Genomic DNA, 17,844 nt, shown 5'->3' with positions numbered 1-17,844 from the left:
GTAACGATTTATCCGGCGTTATGGCGGATATGACAGGCAATCTCTTAGATCAACTAAAGGATCAATACCGTTGAACTAACGAGATTGGAGAGTGACGCGATATCTGGATTCGGGAATGACGTTGCTAGCCGAGGGGATCGTCGCTAAGGCGGTGCCGGAGGGTCGGTTGCGACAAATTCTGCCGCGGTGGCAGGCGCCGCCGGTTTGAGTGCGCGCCCTCAATGAAACGCGATTGCTTCCCGCCGAGAGCCAGCGGTACTGAGTTCGGACGCGATCAGCTGAAGGCCGGGGAGCGCACCTTGCAAACGTCCACAAGCGCTATATCGTAACTGCCTCTGGATTGGGGTGGTGATCGCGACATGAACAAATGGATCGCACAGGTGATGGGGCTTCCTGGCACGCCGGGTTCAACCGAACCTCTCCCTGGCTGGCTCATAAGCGCAGACGTCAAAAAAGAAGCCGCCCATGAGTGAGTGGACCACGGATCACACTGAGGCTGCTGCTCCCAAGAAAGTCAGCCTGCGCGAGGCCTTCTGGTTCTGGCTGAAACTGGGCTTCATCAGTTTCGGTGGCCCGGCGGGCCAGATTTCGATCATGCACCAGGAGTTGGTGGAACGCCGTCGCTGGATCTCCGAGCGGCGGTTTTTGCACGCACTCAACTACTGCATGCTGCTTCCCGGCCCGGAAGCACAGCAACTGGCGACGTACATTGGATGGCTGATGCATCGCACCCGAGGTGGCGTAATCGCAGGCGTGCTCTTCGTATTGCCCTCACTCTTCGTACTGATCGCCCTGTCCTGGATGTACATCGCGTTCGGTGAGGTTCCCTGGGTGGCCGGTATTTTCTACGGGATCAAACCCGCCGTGACCGCAATCGTCGTTCAGGCGGCCCACAGGATTGGATCGCGAACGCTCAAAAACACCGGGCTGTGGGGAATTGCTGCGGCATCGTTCGTCGCCATCTTTGCATTTAACGTCCCGTTTCCCCTGATCGTGCTGGGGGCCGCCGTGATCGGCTATCTGGGAGGACGGTTTGCGCCCGACAGGTTCGACACCGCAAACCATCACGCCGTGAATAAATCCTACGGCCCCGCCCTGATTGATGACGACACGCCTTCACCCGAGCATGCCCGTTTCAGTTGGCCGACGCTTGCCGTGATCGCCGCAGTCGGCCTGACGTTGTGGGTGCTGCCCATGGGGTTGCTGACGCTGCTGTTGGGCTGGGATGCCACGCTGACGCAGATGGGCTGGTTCTTCACCAAGGCCGCGCTGTTGACGTTCGGAGGCGCCTACGCCGTTCTGCCCTATGTGTACCAGGGTGCGGTCGGTCACTACGGATGGCTCACACCCACACAAATGATCGACGGTCTGGCCTTAGGGGAGTCAACGCCTGGACCGCTGATCATGGTGGTGGCCTTCGTCGGGTTCATCGGTGCGTACGTGCTGCAGGTATTCGGCCCGAATCACGCGTTCCTGGCAGGCGCCGTCGCGGCATCACTGGTCACCTGGTTTACGTTTCTGCCGTCGTTCCTGTTCATCCTGGCAGGCGGGCCGCTGATGGAGTCCACCCAGAACGCTGTCCGGTTTACGGCTCCACTCACCGGGATCACGGCCGCTGTTGTCGGCGTCATCCTGAACCTTGCGCTGTTCTTTGCGTATCACGTGTTCTGGCCGGCCGGCATGGCGGGAAGCGTTGACTGGGCCTGCGTGATCATCGCGTTGGCCGCCGCCATCGCGCTGTTCAAATACAAGCGTGGGGTCATTACCGTATTGATGGGCAGTGGCATGGCTGGGATGGTGGTGTTTCTGGTGAGGCAAAGTTACTGAGGATCGCGGTCATTTTGATGTCTAGCGCTATGCGCTATCCCTGCATCGATGAGACGCTTAGTCCAATTATTCTCTTAAGGAATGAATGGGGTTTCCAATTTATCGCTTTTTCTACAATGGCTGATTCCCGACCATGGTCACTCCAATAAACATAAAAAGGGGGAGAGCCATGCCTGCAATCGCCACCACGGAGACCGCCGTGCAAACGGCCAGGTCAAAATATCGCTGGGTAGTCCTGTCGGTTATCGTTCTTGTCTACATGCTGGCCGCCGCCGACCGGGCCAACATCGGTATCGCGCTGCCCTACATCCAGAAGGAGTTCGGCGCAACCAACGCCCAGGCAGGGCTGTTGGTCAGCGCGTTCTTCCTGTTCTATTCCTTGGGGCAGATTCCCGCAGGCTTTTTGCTGAGCCGCGTGGGCGTGCGTCTGGTGGCGCCGGTGTCCATTGGCCTGACGTCGGTTGTCACGCTGCTCATTGGCACGGCGCACAACTTTGGGCTGCTCAAGATCTACCGGTCAGCCCTCGGTATCGCCGAAGCGGCGCTGCCGTTGTCGATGCTCAGCACCATCAACCGCTGGTTTCCGGCCCGCGAGAAGGGGCTGGCGACCGGGGCTTTTCTGTCGGCTGCGAAGATGGGGGCGGTGATCGCCCCGCCCATTGGGGCTGCGCTGATCATGTTCGATGGCTGGCGCACGATGTTCTTCGCCTTCGCCATCCCGGGAATTCTGATGGCGCTGATCTGGTGGTGGCTGGTGCCCAACGATCCACGTTCGGGGCAGCGGGTCAACGAGGCCGAAGCCACCTACATCGAGGATCAGACCAAGAGCGAAACGGGCGTTGCACGCGTGCACAAGAACTTCGGCGCGCTGGACAAACTGCTGCGTTACAAACACACGACGCCACTGGCCACGTCGCGCTCGGTGTTTGCGTCGTGGAATATCTGGGGCTGCGGGCTGGGCTACTTGCTGATGACCGGCGTGGTCAATGTGCTGCTGGCCTGGCTGCCGAAGTACCTGGGTGAGGTGAAGCACTTTGAACTGATGCAGATCGGCTTCGTCGCCTCGCTGCCGTTTGCTGGCGGCGTGTTGGGCAACATCGTGGGGGGCTGGCTGTCCGACACCGTTCTGGACCGTCGCAGAAAACCGACCATGATGATCAGCGCCGTGGCCACGTGCCTGATGATGGTCGCGCTGGTCTACGCGCCCAACGATCTGCTGTCGGTCAGCCTGTTGCTGTTTGGCACCGGTTTCTTGCTGAACATCGGCTACTCATCGTTTTCGGTGTATTCGATGGGCGTTACCACGCGCACGACGTACCCGGTCGCTGCCTCGCTGGTCAACAGCGCAGGGCAGGCGGGCGGGGCGATGGCGCCGCTGATCACTGGCATGCTGCTCGATAGCTATAGCTGGACCGCAGTGTTCCTTTTTTGGGTGCCTGTTCACTGGCGGCGCTGGTGTTCGTGCTTACCATTCATGAACCCGTTGACCTCAGCGAGCAGCAAGCTGCCCGGTAAACTGCCTGCCATTCTCCCTATCTGCTTGATCGAACAAGGCGCACGGGCATCAGCCCGTGCGCCTTGTCAGCTCTGCAGTTGTCGCGAGAAATCGCACAGCTCCACGGCCCGAGACGCCACTTCAGTGACGAACGCTGAGGGCCGGTCATTTCGGTACATCGCCATGTACGGCACCGGCGGCAATTCGGGGTCGGTCTTGATGATCGTCAGCTTCCCTTCGTCCACCAGCGGACGAAAGCATTCCAGCGGCAGATAGGTCACGCCCAACCCGGCGGCGGTCAGGCCGAGCATCGCCGTGAGGCTGTCGGAGGACAGCGTCTTGGGCAGGTCGATGCCCAGCGCGCCCAGCCATTTGTTGACGAACAGACCGGAACCCGAGCGTTTGCCCTGCACCAGCACCGGGTATTTGGCCAGCTCTGCCAGGCCCACCACGCCTGAATGCCCGATCAGCCCCGGTGCTGCCATCCAGGCGTTTTCCACGATGGCTAGGGGCACGGCCGTCACCTCGGGCGCCGTGAAGGTGTCGGGGATGATGATGAGGTCGACCAGATCGTCCATGAGCTTTTCGTGGAGGGTGCGACTCATGTCGACCTCAGGCTCGACGGTCAGCCCCGGAAAGTCCTTTACCAGCCGCGCGATCAGCCGTGGCAGCCAGGTGAGCGCGGTGAGTTCGGTCACACCTAGCCTCAAGCGTCGGGTGATGACTTGAGTACCGTCTTTCAATGAGGTGATTCGATCGGCAAGACTGAGTATTTCACGAGCAATGATCAGGAGTTCTTCGCCAGCGGCGGTCAGCCGTGCGCCGCGCTGCGATCGGTCGAAGAGTTGCAGACCCGTTGTCGACTCCAGTTCCTGCACTCGTTTGGAGATAGCGGACTGTGTGGTATGAAGATGTTCGGCTGCACGCTCGAATGTTCCAAGACGTTCGATCCAGTGAAGCGCGGTGAGTTGTCGAAGCGTGATCACCTATATTCCTTATGGGAATGTATTTTCATACAATAATATCGCTTTTTCTATTTAGCGACGCCTTTATTCTCAGAGACATCAGCCATCTGAGGAACACCCATGAACGCTATCGCCTCAACGTTGGAAGTCAGCACCTTGTTGGCAGCCTTCACCCGCACCTCGACCTCAATCATCAGCGACTGCCTGGATCGTCTCCCCGGCGCACGGCTCAAGCCATTTCACCGCATCGAAGGCACCATGGCCGGCATTGCCCTGACCGTGAAAGTCCCTTGTGGCGATAACCGTGCGATTCATGAGGCGCTGGAAATTCTCACCCCTGGCCAGGTGCTTGTAGTCGACGGCGGGGGCGACGTCAGTCGTGCGTTGATGGGCGACATCATGGCCGCAATCGCCGAAAAACGTGGTGCGGCCGGAGTTGTGGTGGACGGCGCCATTCGTGACCTGGCGACCATCGGCCGGGGAACATTCCCGATGTTTGCCCGCGCAGGCTTCCATCGCGGCCCCTACAAAAACGGTCCCGGCGAAATCAACGTGCCGGTCAGCATTGGCGGCATGCTGGTCTCGCCGGGCGACATCGTCGTGGGCGATCATGATGGCATCGTCGCGTTTCCCGCAGCCCAGGCAGAAAGCCTGTTGCAGCGCTGCCTGGCCACCGAGCAAAAAGAAGCAGAGATGCTGGAGCAAATCGCCGCCGGCACTTACAAAGGCGCTTATGCGGCCCACTGAAGCGGAAACCAGAACAATGAAAATCGGAATTATCGGAGCGGGTGAAGTCGGTCTCACGTATGCACAGCCGTGGTCGGCCGCAGGGCATGACATCGTGCTGTGCGATTTGAAACCGTCTCCTCGCGCCCAGGCGTTTGCGGCAGAGCTGGGGCTGAACGTCTCCACGTCCATTGCCGAGGTCGTGCCAGCCTGCGATGTGGTCGTCTCCTGCGTCTTTGGGACGGTCTCCCTGGCGGTCGCCGAACAGGCCTTGGGCAGTCTGCAAAAGAGTGCGCTGTTCATCGACATGACCACCGCCGATCCGGCGCAGATCCGTGTCGCAGCGTCCCACGCGGCGCAACTGGGTGTGGCCTACGTGGATGTTGCTATCCTCGGCGCCATTGCCCTGACCCACGAGAAAACCAACTTGCTCGGTGCAGGGGTAGGGCTTGATCGAGCTATCGAGCTGTTCGCGTCGGCAGGGGCGCCGCTCAAACCCGTGGAAGACGGTGCAGCGGGTGATGCAGCAGCGCTGAAAATCCTGCGTAGCGTGTTCACCAAAGGTCTCGAAGCGCTGACCATCGAGTGCTTCATGGCCGCCGAAAAACAGGGTGTGACTGACAAGCTCCACGACGCTTTGAGCGATATCGATCAGGCCAGCCTGCGCGACTTCCTCGGCGCCCTTATTCGCACCCACGTCGTCCATGCGCCCCGTCGCCTCAAAGAGATCGAAGAAGCTGAGCGCCAACTGCGCGCCGCCGACATGCCGGTGTCGGTACTCCCCGGCGTCAGGGACCTGTTCCAGCGTACGACCGACCAGATCAGCGCTACCCCCGTGCAGGCGCCTGCGCCAACGCTGGAGCAGGCATTCGAGTGGCTTTTCAAGGCCAATGGAATAAGCCGTTAATCCGCTGGGCGGGAAAGGGCTTTTGCCCGCTGCACGTCAGGAGGGAGCACAGGCAGGCTCTCTCTCCCTTTGCACAGGCGATCACACAGGCAGAGGCACGTAAAAAAAGCAGGGGTTTTGCGCTGATATCCTGGTTGGATACGAAGAGGAATCCAGTCCGTTTCCGACCCGAATCAGCCGCTCAGCAGGGATGGAAATTGGCCACTGGCTGACGCTGGTGGGCGAGAGCCCTGGCAGCAAAGTGCACAGCTGGAAAATGCACTTCTCTGCTTGCCGATTACCGGATTATTTCTGAGACACACCCGCGAATGGGTAATCGGTGTAGCCACGCTCGTCACCCCCGTAAAATGAATTCCGGTCGTAGGCGTTCAGTGGCAAGTCCTCACGTAAGCGGCGTGGTAAGTCTGGGTTGGAGATGAAGTGCCTGCCGAACGCCACCATGTCTGCATGTCCCTCGGCAACGATAGCCTCAGCGCTTTTGCGGTCGAAGCCGCCTGCTGCAATGATCGGCCCTTTGAACAAGGTACGCAGGTACTGGACAGCTACCGGCGCAGCATGTGCATCCACCGTTTCGGTGCCTTTGATGCGTGGCTCAACCACGTGCAGATACGCAAGGCCAAGCGTATCCAGCTGCTGGGCCAAGTAACCGAAGGTCGCTTGTGGATCGCTGTCGTGCATGGAGCCATAACTGCTGGACGGGCTCAGCCTTACAGCCACTCGCCCCTTGCCCCAAACTGAAATAGCGGCCTGGGTGATCTCCAACATGAAACGTGCCCGATTTTCCACCGGGCCGCCGTATGCGTCGGTCCGCTTGTTGGTTCCGTCTTGCAGGAACTGATCGGGCAGGTAGCCGTTGGCTCCATGAATTTCGACGCCGTCGAAGCCAGCTTCGAGCGCCAGCGCGGCACCCTTGCGAAACTCTTCAATTACGCCTGGGATTTCGTCGATATCAAGGGCTCGAGGCATCCCAAATGCAACTGGGCCGCTTTCAGCGTAAGCCTCGCCTTCAGCCTGAATCGCCGAAGGCGCAACAGGGTCGATGCCACCTGGCTGCAACAGTGAGTGCGATTGACGACCCACATGCCACAACTGCAGGAAGATCAAGCCGCCCTTGTCATGTACGGCTTTGATCACTTTTCGCCAACCTTCGACTTGGGCCTGTGTGTGTATGCCAGGTGCATGGGCATAACCGTACCCATACGGTGAAACCGGGGTCGCTTCGGAGACGATCAGGCCACCCTTGGTGGTCCGTTGGGCGTAGTACTCGGCCATCATTTCGTTGGGCACGTCACCGGCGCTGGAGCGCATGCGGGTGAGGGGGGCCATCACCACACGGTGCTCCAGTTGGTAAGGACCAACTGAGGTTGAAGTAAACAGTTCTAGCGTTCTCATGGAAAAACTCCGGTTAGAAAGGGATCAGACTTGTGGAATGAGTGCGTTAACTTTCTCGATGGCACGCAACACGGCAGGGCGAGCGTTGACAGCGGCATACCACCGTTCAACGTTTGGGCTGTTGGAGAAGTCGACCCCTGCAAACTCTTTGCGCCACAACCAGCCGAAGTGGGCAATATCCGCGATCGAGAACTCACTGCCAGCAACGAACTCGTGCTGCGCTAAAACACCGTCTAATACCGCGAGCGTGCGTTTGGCCTCGCCGTGATAGCGAGCAATGGCAACTGGATTAGGTTCAGCCGCCAATTTGAGGAAGAAGCCGGACTGGCCGAAAGCCGGGCTTAAGCCCGACGCGTGGAAGAAAAGCTGTTCAAAGACCCGTGCGCGTTCCACGCCGCTGGTGGGCAGCAGTTTCTCTGCACGTTCAGCCAGGTAAACGAGTATTGCTGCAGACTCGCTGAGAACCATGGTGCCGTTGGCTGTCTGCGTATCGATCAACACCGGCACTTTGCCGTTAGGGTTCAACGCAATGAAATCCGCGTTTCTTTGCTCGCCTTGACGAATGTTTACGGGCAGCAGCTCATAAGCGAGGCCCAGTTCTTCCAGGGCAATGACAGCTTTGACGCTATTAGGGGTCGCGAACGCGTGGACGTGCAGCATGTCGAGGACCTTCATTTGAAGTAAGCCGATACAGAAAGCGCTGTCTCAAGTCATCTGAGAAGCGATGAAGCCAGTCTGCGCGCGATAGGTCAGTTCCGGCAGACAGACGCTGGAGATATGAATCATTCCGAAGCGGAATAACGCATCTATGGTGAAGAGCGTTGCGTGTCTCAGCGGCATTCGATCCGAACGTTAGTGGTCAAACCCGGGCATTTCCAAAATCCGCTGTGTATCGACGCAGGTCGATGGTCCGAGCTGTTCAAGGCGCCGCGGCCCCCGGCGTGGATCGTTCGCGTGGTTTTGAAGAGCGTTCGCGTCTGGCCGACTCCCGTCCCTCAGCATCTTCCGTGCATTGATTCGGTCTGGCAGCGTCTACGCTGTATCGCAAGCAGTACATCTGAAGGGGCGGATAATGTTCAATGATTTGAGGGGCCACGTCGCGCTGGTCAGTGGGGCGGGCAGCGAGGGGGGAATTGGTCTCGCCATCGCCAAGCGGCTTGGAGGTCTTGGCGCAAAGCTGATCATCACCGGCAGTAGTGCACGGATCCATGACCGTGTCGCGGAATTGAGCGCGGCGGGTTATGAAGTTGAAGGCCGCGCTGCCGATCTCACAGATCAGTCCCAGGTCGTTGAACTGGTCACTTGGGCTGAATCGCTGTGGGGACGCGTTGATGTGCTCGTGAACAACGCAGGCATGGCGATTCAGGGCGATCCCGAGGCGTTCTCTGAAGTGGCGAGCATGAGTCTTGATGTGTGGAACGCTTCGATTGCCCGCAACCTGACCACCGCGTTTTTGCTGACCCGCTCAGTGTTGCCGGGCATGCAGCGTCGACGATATGGCCGCATCATTAACATCAGTTCCACAACCGGCACCCGTGTCAGTAATCCTGGCGAGGCCGCGTATGCAGCAGCGAAAGCGGGCATGGTGGGAATGAACATGAGCCTGGCTCTGGAAGTTGCGCCTTATGGCGTCACGGTGAATGCGGTTGCTCCGGGATGGATCGCTACGCTGTCCAGTACACCGGAGGAACTGGCCGCAGCGAAGTATGTTCCGGTTGGGCGCGCGGGTAGACCGGATGAGGTCGCCGCAGCCGTTGCCTTCCTCGCGTCTGCTGAGTCCAGCTATATCACCGGCGAGTTGCTCGTGGTCGACGGTGGCAACTGTCTCACCGAGAACAAGAGCCCGCGTTAGCAAGTCCGCACTCGCTAGCGTTATGCAAGATCTCCAGAAGCAAATCAGGCAAAAAGCCCGATGGCAATGACCATAAACGTCTTTAACTTAATGATTTTAAAGGACTTTATTTTTATCTGAATTTGGCACAGTTGCTGCGATATCAGTTGTATTCATCAAACTGCCATGAGCATCCCACTGTGACTAATCATTTCGATCGACTGAGCTCCGCGTTTGCAGGCTTTCAGACCAGCACCCGAAATCGGCCTGATGGCGGCGTTTTATTTGAAATCAAAGATGGCAGCGGCGGCACCATCACCCGGGCCATCTCGCATATGCAACTCCACAATGCCCTGCAGATGGAGTGGTTAATCAGCTCTATCAGACGTGACATGGCAGCGTCGCCTGAACATTTGCCTGCTATTGCGGCGCTTCAGAGTCAGCAACGCTTCGATATGCCCACCTACGTATCGCGATAACCCACCCTCTTCGACACGTCTCTCCTTCAGCCACGATTGACGTCGTGGCTTTTTTATTTCATGTCATCACCCGGTTCACTGCCGTAGACCCACTACGGTGGATCGGGCGAACCGTGCTGCATCGCCGGGGCCTTGCCCTACGCGACACGACTCATCAGCCCGCCGTTTGACGCAAACCCACCTGTCATATCCCGTTTTGACGTCAGAACCACCTGTCCTGAAGAACGCGCCCGTTTAAGCGTCCGCATCATCCTTTCGAACCTGAATCTAGTCTTTAAGCGCGTAACAGAAGCGAGGCATTGCGTGATGGCAAAGTGCTTCATCGGTTGCGAGAAAGTTCAAAAGTTATACAGAAATAAATAAATGTACAACTTTCTCCAAAGCCCATAGCATCCTCGCCGGCCGCAGGTGCTGAAACCTTAAAGCTCGCTCAAGACACTCTGTTTCCAAGTGTTGGGCTGGGGCTTCTGTTCCGCCGGTCGACTTTGAAACTGACCCTGTACCTCGTCTTGGATGACGCCCCCGAACCCGTTGATGGCAACTGTCGTTGCCGAAATTCATGTTGTGCCTCACGGACTGATACGTGCTGGCGTTTGAGGCTGAAAAATGGCAAAGCAAGTGAGATTTCTAGACAATTTAAGGGTTTCCCGAAAGCTGGGGATCGGTTTTGGCACCCTGTTGCTGGCAGTGCTGGCGGTTGCTTTCGTCGGTTACACCAGTAACAACATTCTCGTTGATCGTTTGGATACCACACGCCTGATTGGTACGCTCAACGATGCCGCGCAGGACGTGCGTCTTTCAGAGAAACAGTACGAAGCGTCCGCCGACCCTGCGGCTCTTGAGGCATACCGAACCCAGCTCAGTACCCTGCAAGGGCTTACCTCAAGGGCCTTGCTCTCGCTGACACGTGCCGAGAATCAGCTAGCCCTTACACAGTTGAAAGCCAGGACGGTTGCTTACGACCAAAAGGTCAATCGCCTGGTCGAGACCGATCAATCCACCAGCGGGGCGCTTAAACCGCTAGGGGCCTTGTCTGACAAGTTTGTAAGCACCTTCGCTCAACTGCTTCAAACCACCACGGCCAGTGCTCTGGAACAACCAGGCGCCGAACGCATTATCGAACTGCGCACGGTGGCCGACCTACGCAATGGCATGACGATGTTTCGTCTTGTCTTGCGTCGCTACATCGCTGTTCCTGACGCGACCAATAAAACAGCGCTGCTCGACACAACCGACGTTTTTTTGAACGACATCGTCAAAGCCCGCGCCAGCCTGCCTGCTGCACTTTCCTCTCAGTTGGAGGAAAGTGCAGCAGGCATGCGTCAGTACCGCGACGTACTGGTTCAAGTCGCTGCGTTGTTTGATCTAAAGCAAAGCCTGCGCCAGCAGGTGGATCAGGAAAGCGATGCGATGGATAAAATCATGACCGGCTTGATGGACACCCAGCAAAGCCTGGCGCGTGCCGATCAGCAGAGCGCGTTTATCCAGGTTGCTATCTTGACCTTGGTCGCGTTGCTGGTAGGACTGGTTGCCTCGATCGTTATTTCCCGACAGATCACCTCACCGCTTGCACTCACCGTCGAGCTGGCTCGGCGTATCGCCAAAGGTGACCTCACGGTGCAGGCCAAGTCATCGCGCCGCGATGAGCTGGGGGACCTTCAAAACGCGATGCAAGACATGGCTCAAAACCTGAACACGCTGGTGCAGGGCATCGGCATGGGCGTGACTCAAATCTCGATGTCTGCTGAAAAGCTGTCGGCGATGAGCGAGCAGACCAGCGCAGGTGTTCGTCAGCAAAAAGTCGAAGTGGATCAGGTGGCCACCGCGATGCACGAGATGGCCTCTACGGTTCAGGAGGTCGCGCGCAACACCACCGATGCCTCGGCCGCGGCAACCCTGGCCGAAGAGCAGGCACGTCACGGCGGCGCGGTCGTCAAGCAAGCCACCCTCCAGATCAGTGAGCTGTCGCATGCGATCGAGGATCTGGGCGGCGCCATGAACGTATTGACTCAGGACAGCGAGCAAATTGGCAAAGTCATTGACGTGATCAAGGCAGTTGCCGAACAAACCAATCTGCTGGCGTTGAATGCGGCGATCGAAGCCGCCAGGGCAGGCGAGCAAGGTCGAGGATTTGCGGTGGTTGCCGACGAAGTGCGTTCACTGGCTCAGCGTACACAGGACTCTACCAAGGAAATCGAAACGCTGATTCTTGCGTTGCAGCAAGGTACCCAAGCCGCGGCAACCTTGATGGTCTCGAGCCGCGAGCGCACATTGGACACTGTTGAATTGGCGCACAAGGCCGAGCAGGCCATCACCCAGATCAACCACTCCATCGGCACCATTCAGGAAATGAGCCTGCAGATATCGGCTGCCGCCGAGCAACAAAGCGCCGTGGCCGATGAAATCAATCGCAGCATTCTGAGCGTCCGTGACGTGGCTGATCAGTCTGCCGTGGCGAGCGAGGAAAGTGCTGCGGCGACGATTGAGCTGGCTTCGCTTGGGCACAATCTGCAAAAAATGACATCGCACTTCAAGATCTGAACGCCATGGCCCGGGCTTGGAGAATGTGCCCGTCGACAACGCCGTGGTCGAGAGCCACCGCTGGCTTGGGCATCTGCCACCGCGATTGGATTAAAACGGCGTAAACCGTCCTCCAGGGGTCAGCGGGCCAGCGGTTTTCTCTTGTTTCCCAGAGTAGGTTTTGCAGACACATGGAGGTAGGAGAGCACGCTCTCGGTAAGTTCCGCCGACAGTCTGACCGCCTCCTTGTTACGCGTCATGACGGAGGCGACCAATCCTTCTATCAGCGCCAGCACTGCGGAATTTGAGCTGATCAGCACAGGATGGTTAGCTTCCGCGAACAATATGTGATGGGCAATATTGGCCAAAGGTGATGCGGGCGAGTCTGTGATGGCCAGAACCGAGGCGCCGCGTTCTTTGGCAAATCGCGCTAATTGCAGGGTGTCCTGAGAGTAGCGCGGCAGTGAGATGGCCAGGAGTACGTCGTCGGGGGTGATGGAGGCCAACCGATAGGCTGCGTTTTCGTTGCCGCCTTCCATGCTGATGGCCTGTGCATCAGCGATGAAAGGGATCAGGTTTGAGGCCGCCAGCCCTGCCATGTACGCGCTGTTGCCAAAGCCCAGGATGTAAATCTTGCGCGCCTGAATCAGGGCACTGACGAAGGCGTCGAACAACGCCGGTGGATTGTTTGCGTCGGTCCTGCTCAGGTTGCTCGTGGCGATTTGAATCTGTTCGGTCAAACCAAATTCGCCCGAAGGCCGCTGCGCCATCTCATTACGCAGTTTGTCCACCGGGGACACCATGTCCTGCAAGGTCGCGACCAGCTCCGCCTTTAATTGCGTATAGCCCTTCAGGCCTATGGCCCGCGCCAGCCGATTGACCGCTGCGGGTGAAGTCAGAGATTCCTGCGCCAGTTCTTCAATCGTCAGGGTCGCGGCCTTGAGTGGATGACGCAGGACAAAGTCAGCCACCTTGCGCAGCGAAGGTTGCAGGTCTGGCGCAGCCTCGGCGAGGTTGCGCATGATGGGAGCTGTATAAACGGTGGCATTGCGAGCGGAAGGTTGGAGCATAGGTTGGGCCGGCCTGTCGATCAGTTGCCACAGTGTATCTAAGTATCTGAAGCGAGCGAATTCACGGGAGTCTGGCTTCAGTCGGTCAACAGGCGCCCTTGGCGAATGGGTTCGCTGCCCGCCACCTTGGCCAGCCAGAGGCCGGGCTGCGCAAAACGCAACCGCTCGCGGGCGTAGAGCACGCCATCTGTGGTGGCGCACACACGTGAATGGCGGTCAGTGATGGGATCGAAAACATCAAACAACGCATCGCCCTTGCTGACCCTTGCGCCCAACGGTTTCAGGAACGAGACAACCCCGGCATGGGGGGCATAAGCATACTGCGCGCCTGCAAATGGTGTGGCTTCACAGTGGGAGGAGGGCGCTGTGGGCCAGTCGCCGCTGATCAACTCCAGGCCACCCAGGTACCCCAGGATGGCGTCTGCATGCGCTTCGGCCTCGACGTGACCTGTGTCTGCCATACCGCCCAGTTCCACCGTTGTCGCGATGCACGCCATTGGAATGCTCGCCTCTGGAAATTGCCTGGCCAAGTCAAGCCAGGGCGTGGAGCATGCTTCGTCAAAGGCGTCGCCGCCAGCGGCTTCAGCCAGTAACGCCACGCCGGCGCCGAGTCGGTTTGCCAATGGCTCAAGTGAGTCCCAAAGCTGAGGCAGGCTATAAAGCAGAAGAATGGACTCAAAGTCACAGTGCAAATCAATGACCACATCTGCATCACAGGCGTGAGCCAATAAACGGCGCTGCAAACCTTCAAGCGTTGAGTTCGGCTCAGGCAACTCGTTCAGCACGTCCTGCATCGTGGCTCTGATGAGCTGCACATTCTGTTTGGCATTTGCAGTAAGGCGACCGGCAACGCGGGCAGCCACCGCCTTCCCGAGTGAAGGAAAATCCCGGTTGAAATTCTTGCCGCTGGCAAAGTCGAATCGACCCTGATGCGTCGCTTGAAACATTTGGGACAGCCCGATGGGGTTGGCGACCGGAACCAGCTCAATCGTCGCGTTCAACCGACCTGCGTTTTCCAGCTCGCGCAGGCGTTTTTTCAGCTCGACCGCAACGCGCATGCCTGGCAGTTCATCCGCGTGCAGCGATGCCTGAATGTAGGCTTTTCGTGGGCCGTCACCGAACCGAAAAACTGACAAGCGTCGCTCGATACCGGGGCTGCCCCAAGGGAGCACATGCTCAATATGTTCCATGAAGAATTCCTGAGGAGGGCATGCGTCGTTGACTCACGACGCCCGCGCACGTGATCAGCCGCCGTAGATGTCGAAGCTGAAATACTTGTTCTGGATTTTTTGGTAAGTGCCGTCAGCGCGAACGGCATCGATCGCCGCGTTGAGTTTTTCAGCGGTCGCCGAATCCCCTTTGCGCACGGCAATACCCGCGCCGTTACCGAAGTATTTGCTGTCGGTGAAGTCGGGGCCTACCAGCGCGAAGCCCTTGCCAGCGTCAGTCTTGATGAAGCCTTCATCAGTGTTGACGATGTCGGCAAGGGTCGCGTCCAGGCGACCGGATGTCAGGTCCAGGAACGCTTCACTTTGAGAGCCGTAGCGCACGATCTCAATTCCCGCTGGGGCGAAGTTGTCAGTCGCGTAGCGATCGTAGGTAGAGGCGCGTTGAACGCCGACTCGCTTGCCTTTGAGGTCCACCAGCGGATCGTTGATGACGGTGCCAGCCTTCATCGCCAGTTTGCCAGGCGTGTGATAGTACTTTTTGCTGAAGTCGACCGATTTAAGGCGGTCGGCTGTGATCGACATGGAGGAGAGAATCGCGTCGATCTTGCGAACCTTCAGTGATGGAATCAATCCGTCGAACTGCTGTTCAGTCCACACGCATTTAACCTTCATTTTCTCGCACAGCGCATTCCCGATGTCGTAGTCGAAGCCGGTGATTGCACCGTCGGCTGTTTTGGACGCGAAGGGCGGATAGGCGGCTTCAATGCCGATGCGCAGGGTCTGTTCTTCTGCCACCCCATACGTGCTCATGACAGTCAGCGCCACGGCACCGAGCAGTGCGATCTTTTTCATTGGACGACTCCTATTGCGGGTTATCAGGGTAAGTGGAGCTGATCGACGAGCAGGCATGGCGCCTGGTTTGATCGGATGCCGCTGCGGCGTTATGAAACGATTATTTTCACGTTATGTAAATCAAGAAAATATTATGACCTTTTTTTCAGTGTGGAGAATCGATCTCATAAATTAAATAAATGTCTGAAATTTAAAGATAAATAATGTTTTGTTCATCGCATTTCGTGTTGTTAAAACTCGAATTTCAGGCCTTGATCAGCAAAAAAATGCGGCGTATAAGATTTCAATTAATGAAAAAAATGATGGAAATATTTTCATTTTAGGTGCTGTCGATTCCCGCGGCAGGCCGTCAATGTTCTCCCTGCAACAAGAGCCAGACGGATGAGCAAAATGAGAAAAGGCAGGGTGTTGGTCGCGCTGGCGATCGCGTGTTCTGCGACGTCGGTGTTTGCCGACGGCCATTTACTGGCGGTGGGGGGCATGCTGAGGGCTAGCAACTTGCCCGTGTATCGCAAAAAAACGGTGACCAGGGATGAATGGGTTGAAGCCGTGAATGCCATGGTTGCAAAGGGCCTGGTTACAACAGTGCCAGCTGATGCGCACACAGCCGACGCGACCGTGCGGCGTGACGAAGTGGCCGAATTCATCGCCGGGGCGTATGGACTTGCGGACAACTCCTGAGTGCGGCAAGGCGATGGCAACAGCCCATACCCACTCAATGAATCGGTTGTCGCGCATCTTCACGAAGTGCCCTTATCCCAACGCGGCACTCCGTGACACAGCCACTGATAGGGTCAGTACGCTTGAGGCATTTCACCTCGTGCAAGGCGCGCGTTGATGTGTTCGATGACGCCAGGCAGCTCGACGATGGTGTCGATCAGGTAGTGCGGGCGCGAGCCTTCGAACAGTTCGCCGATGCGCGCGCGCTCGTGTTCGAGTTTTTCGGGGGACAGGGCTTTGAAGGCGTCGTAAGAGAGACCCAGCGCGTTTCCCGAGCAGGTCAACGCGACCGTCCACATGCCTGCTTTGCGACCTTCCAGAATCCCGGGCCACGTGTCGTCGACCTTCACGCACGCCGCCACATCGTCGATGCCCAGCGCGATCACGTTGGCCAACGCTTGTGCGGGGTGAGGGCGGCCGTTAGGCACCTCATCGGTCGCGACAACGTGATCGGCAACGTAGCCGTTGGTGCGCGCCAGCTCCACGACCTTGGCCATCACGACGGCGGGATAACCGGAGCAGGAGCCGATTTTGAGTCCGTTGTCCCGCAGTGTTTTGATCACCTCAAGCGCGCCGGGAATCAGCGCGGAGTGCTCGGCGATCTTTTCAATTTGCAGCGGCATGAAGCGGTTGTAGATCGCGGTGACATCGTCATCGGTTGGCAAGTGTCCGAAGGCAGCTTGATAGCGCTTGGCGATTTCGGGCTGATTGCAGAGGGTGCGGATGTGGTCCCATTTGCCCATGCCCATCGGCCCGCGTGCTTCCTCAAGCGAAACAGCGACGCCAAATTCGGCAAACGCTTCGACGAAGATTTGCGTCGGGGCGAAGGAGCCAAAGTCGACAACCGTGCCCGCCCAGTCGAGGACAACGGCTTGCAGGCGTTCAGGGGATTGATAGTTCATGGGTGTTCTCCTTGTTTTTAGATAAAGGCGGCCCGCTTCTTCAAACAGGAAAAAGGCCGGTGAATCGGGTTTTTTTGGTAAATGTTCAGGTGTGAGATGTTTCCGGCAGCGCGCAGGAGTCGAACAAGTCCGAGATGATCGGTCGGTTGCGGCGCACCCCCAGGCAGCACAGAAAGTAGTGGATGTGCAGAGGGTCTTCGATAAATGACACGGCCTTGGTGCCGGGCTGTTCCGCGTACTCGACCGCCGAGACAAACCCGACGCCGATGCCTTGCACCACGGCATGTACGATGGCTTCGCGGCTGTTCAATTGCATGACGCAGTCCAGGTGGATACCGCGCGTGTGGCAGGCTTCCTCGACGAGTTGCCGCGTGCGCGACGCTTTTTCCCGCAGCACCACCCGCTGCGCGCTGATCTCACTGATGCTGACCTGCGCCTGCTTCGCCCAAGGGTGGTCGTCACGCACCACGCCGAGGATCGGGTAGGTGCGATACAGCTGCGTCGTGAGCCGAGGGTCGAACTCGGAGAGCGCGAGAATCGCGACGTCAATATCGAAGTTGTACAAACGCTCCAGCGTTTCGGCCTCGGTGGTGAAAGAGGTTTCCAGATCGATGTCCGGATACTGCTGCATGAGCGAGTAGGTCAGGCTCATGGCAATCGGAGGCGATACAGCGCCGATTCGCAGCATGCCGTGTTTGCGCTGACTGAAGCTCTGTAGCAATTGCAGCGCTTCATCCTCCTGGCCAAAGACCCCTTGAGTGATCTCGTACAGTTTCACGCCTGCGGCACTCAACTCCACGAACCGGCCACGGCGATGAAACAGTTCGACGGAAAACCGCTTCTCCAGCGCGCTGACCTGTTCGCTGATCGTGGGCTGACCGACGTTCAGGTAATTCGCCGCCAGGGAAAAGCTCCCGGTTTTGGCCACGGCATGAAAGGAACGTAACCACTTGTGATACTGATACATGCGTTCGTTTCCTGAATCGTCG

15 protein-coding genes and 2 pseudogenes are annotated in these 17,844 nt (G+C 58.0%); 9 read left to right on the top strand and 8 right to left on the bottom strand.

Features of this window, described 5'->3' with window-relative positions:
* Positions 1-465 precede the first annotated feature (465 nt).
* Positions 466-1,827 carry a chromate efflux transporter gene (chrA, locus tag AB4N84_RS00420; RefSeq protein WP_460044770.1) on the top strand — a complete coding sequence of 454 codons (1,362 nt, stop codon included), beginning with the start codon at positions 466-468 and terminating at the stop codon, positions 1,825-1,827.
* A 133-nt stretch (positions 1,828-1,960) separates the two neighbouring features.
* Positions 1,961-3,208, top strand: a pseudogene (locus AB4N84_RS00415) (MFS transporter); the annotation flags it as partial.
* Between the two features lie 200 nt (positions 3,209-3,408).
* Here the strand turns inward: AB4N84_RS00415 and AB4N84_RS00410 are convergent.
* Positions 3,409-4,308: a LysR family transcriptional regulator gene (locus tag AB4N84_RS00410; protein WP_074754181.1), complete on the bottom strand. Its 900-nt coding sequence runs from the start codon at positions 4,306-4,308 to the stop codon at positions 3,409-3,411.
* Positions 4,309-4,407: 99 nt separating this feature from the next.
* Here AB4N84_RS00410 and AB4N84_RS00405 point away from each other — a divergent pair, with 99 nt between their 5' ends.
* Both AB4N84_RS00405 and AB4N84_RS00400 read left to right on the top strand, forming a co-directional pair.
* On the top strand, positions 4,408-5,034 hold the full coding sequence (locus AB4N84_RS00405; RefSeq protein WP_460044769.1) for an RraA family protein: 627 nt from the start codon (positions 4,408-4,410) through the stop codon (positions 5,032-5,034).
* 16 nt (positions 5,035-5,050) lie between these two features.
* Positions 5,051-5,920: an NAD(P)-dependent oxidoreductase gene (locus tag AB4N84_RS00400; protein WP_460044768.1), complete on the top strand. Its 870-nt coding sequence runs from the start codon at positions 5,051-5,053 to the stop codon at positions 5,918-5,920.
* 285 nt (positions 5,921-6,205) lie between these two features.
* Here AB4N84_RS00400 and AB4N84_RS00395 read toward each other — a convergent pair whose 3' ends face one another.
* A complete protein-coding gene (locus AB4N84_RS00395) occupies positions 6,206-7,312 on the bottom strand; it encodes an alkene reductase (protein ID WP_460044766.1) in 1,107 nt (368 codons plus the stop codon).
* Between the two features lie 24 nt (positions 7,313-7,336).
* Positions 7,337-7,972 carry a glutathione S-transferase family protein gene (locus tag AB4N84_RS00390; RefSeq protein ID WP_460044764.1) on the bottom strand — a complete coding sequence of 212 codons (636 nt, stop codon included), beginning with the start codon at positions 7,970-7,972 and terminating at the stop codon, positions 7,337-7,339.
* A 412-nt stretch (positions 7,973-8,384) separates the two neighbouring features.
* Between AB4N84_RS00390 and AB4N84_RS00385 the strand changes: the two genes are divergently transcribed.
* The 4 genes and pseudogenes from AB4N84_RS00385 (at position 8,385) to AB4N84_RS00370 (ending at position 12,163) form a co-directional block, all read left to right on the top strand.
* Positions 8,385-9,164, top strand: a complete 780-nt coding sequence (locus AB4N84_RS00385; RefSeq protein ID WP_460044763.1) for an SDR family NAD(P)-dependent oxidoreductase — start codon at positions 8,385-8,387, stop codon at positions 9,162-9,164.
* Positions 9,165-9,343: 179 nt separating this feature from the next.
* The gene (locus tag AB4N84_RS00380; RefSeq protein ID WP_074754175.1) at positions 9,344-9,622 is read left to right on the top strand and encodes a DUF3509 domain-containing protein; all 279 of its coding nucleotides are present in this window, start codon (positions 9,344-9,346) and stop codon (positions 9,620-9,622) included.
* Positions 9,623-10,228: 606 nt separating this feature from the next.
* Positions 10,229-11,257 (top strand): annotated as a pseudogene (locus AB4N84_RS00375) (methyl-accepting chemotaxis protein); the annotation flags it as partial.
* A gap of 33 nt (positions 11,258-11,290) precedes the next feature.
* Entirely contained in the window at positions 11,291-12,163 is an 873-nt protein-coding gene (locus tag AB4N84_RS00370; protein WP_425262235.1) for a methyl-accepting chemotaxis protein, read from the top strand.
* A gap of 119 nt (positions 12,164-12,282) precedes the next feature.
* Here the strand turns inward: AB4N84_RS00370 and AB4N84_RS00365 are convergent, their stop codons facing one another.
* From AB4N84_RS00365 to AB4N84_RS00355, 3 genes are all read right to left on the bottom strand, one after another.
* Positions 12,283-13,212, bottom strand: a complete 930-nt coding sequence (locus AB4N84_RS00365) for a MurR/RpiR family transcriptional regulator (RefSeq protein ID WP_460044762.1) — start codon at positions 13,210-13,212, stop codon at positions 12,283-12,285.
* 77 nt (positions 13,213-13,289) lie between these two features.
* Positions 13,290-14,402 carry a succinylglutamate desuccinylase/aspartoacylase family protein gene (locus tag AB4N84_RS00360; RefSeq protein WP_460044761.1) on the bottom strand — a complete coding sequence of 371 codons (1,113 nt, stop codon included), beginning with the start codon at positions 14,400-14,402 and terminating at the stop codon, positions 13,290-13,292.
* A gap of 54 nt (positions 14,403-14,456) precedes the next feature.
* Entirely contained in the window at positions 14,457-15,233 is a 777-nt protein-coding gene (locus AB4N84_RS00355) for an ABC transporter substrate-binding protein (protein ID WP_460044759.1), read from the bottom strand.
* Positions 15,234-15,614: 381 nt separating this feature from the next.
* Between AB4N84_RS00355 and AB4N84_RS00350 the strand changes: the two genes are divergently transcribed.
* Complete coding sequence (locus tag AB4N84_RS00350) at positions 15,615-15,914, top strand: hypothetical protein (protein ID WP_460044757.1); 300 nt, start codon at positions 15,615-15,617, stop codon at positions 15,912-15,914.
* Positions 15,915-16,027: 113 nt separating this feature from the next.
* Here AB4N84_RS00350 and phnX read toward each other — a convergent pair whose 3' ends face one another.
* Positions 16,028-16,855 carry a phosphonoacetaldehyde hydrolase gene (gene phnX / locus AB4N84_RS00345; protein ID WP_074754117.1) on the bottom strand — a complete coding sequence of 276 codons (828 nt, stop codon included), beginning with the start codon at positions 16,853-16,855 and terminating at the stop codon, positions 16,028-16,030.
* A gap of 85 nt (positions 16,856-16,940) precedes the next feature.
* Positions 16,941-17,822 (bottom strand): LysR substrate-binding domain-containing protein, encoded by an 882-nt coding sequence (locus AB4N84_RS00340; protein WP_074754115.1) that lies wholly within the window; start codon positions 17,820-17,822, stop codon positions 16,941-16,943.
* Positions 17,823-17,844: the final 22 nt, after the last annotated feature.

It is taken from the genome of Pseudomonas sp. S2_H01 (assembly GCF_054668305.1).
The sequence above is the reverse complement of the archived record's forward strand: the minus strand, read 5'-3'. Positions and strand labels throughout refer to the sequence as shown.

What these genes read in the sequence shown, in the direction of transcription:
- chrA (WP_460044770.1), top strand. Translation starts at nt 466, where the DNA reads ATGAGTGAGTGGACCACGGATCACACTGAGGCTGCTGCTCCCAAGAAA.
- AB4N84_RS00405 (WP_460044769.1), top strand. Translation starts at nt 4,408, where the DNA reads ATGAACGCTATCGCCTCAACGTTGGAAGTCAGCACCTTGTTGGCAGCC.
- AB4N84_RS00400 (WP_460044768.1), top strand. Translation starts at nt 5,051, where the DNA reads ATGAAAATCGGAATTATCGGAGCGGGTGAAGTCGGTCTCACGTATGCA.
- AB4N84_RS00395 (WP_460044766.1), bottom strand. Translation starts at nt 7,312, where the DNA reads ATGAGAACGCTAGAACTGTTTACTTCAACCTCAGTTGGTCCTTACCAA.
- AB4N84_RS00390 (WP_460044764.1), bottom strand. Translation starts at nt 7,972, where the DNA reads ATGCTGCACGTCCACGCGTTCGCGACCCCTAATAGCGTCAAAGCTGTC.
- AB4N84_RS00385 (WP_460044763.1), top strand. Translation starts at nt 8,385, where the DNA reads ATGTTCAATGATTTGAGGGGCCACGTCGCGCTGGTCAGTGGGGCGGGC.
- AB4N84_RS00370 (WP_425262235.1), top strand. Translation starts at nt 11,291, where the DNA reads ATGCAAGACATGGCTCAAAACCTGAACACGCTGGTGCAGGGCATCGGC.
- AB4N84_RS00365 (WP_460044762.1), bottom strand. Translation starts at nt 13,212, where the DNA reads ATGCTCCAACCTTCCGCTCGCAATGCCACCGTTTATACAGCTCCCATC.
- AB4N84_RS00360 (WP_460044761.1), bottom strand. Translation starts at nt 14,402, where the DNA reads ATGGAACATATTGAGCATGTGCTCCCTTGGGGCAGCCCCGGTATCGAG.
- AB4N84_RS00355 (WP_460044759.1), bottom strand. Translation starts at nt 15,233, where the DNA reads ATGAAAAAGATCGCACTGCTCGGTGCCGTGGCGCTGACTGTCATGAGC.
- AB4N84_RS00350 (WP_460044757.1), top strand. Translation starts at nt 15,615, where the DNA reads ATGAGCAAAATGAGAAAAGGCAGGGTGTTGGTCGCGCTGGCGATCGCG.
- phnX (WP_074754117.1), bottom strand. Translation starts at nt 16,855, where the DNA reads ATGAACTATCAATCCCCTGAACGCCTGCAAGCCGTTGTCCTCGACTGG.
- AB4N84_RS00340 (WP_074754115.1), bottom strand. Translation starts at nt 17,822, where the DNA reads ATGTATCAGTATCACAAGTGGTTACGTTCCTTTCATGCCGTGGCCAAA.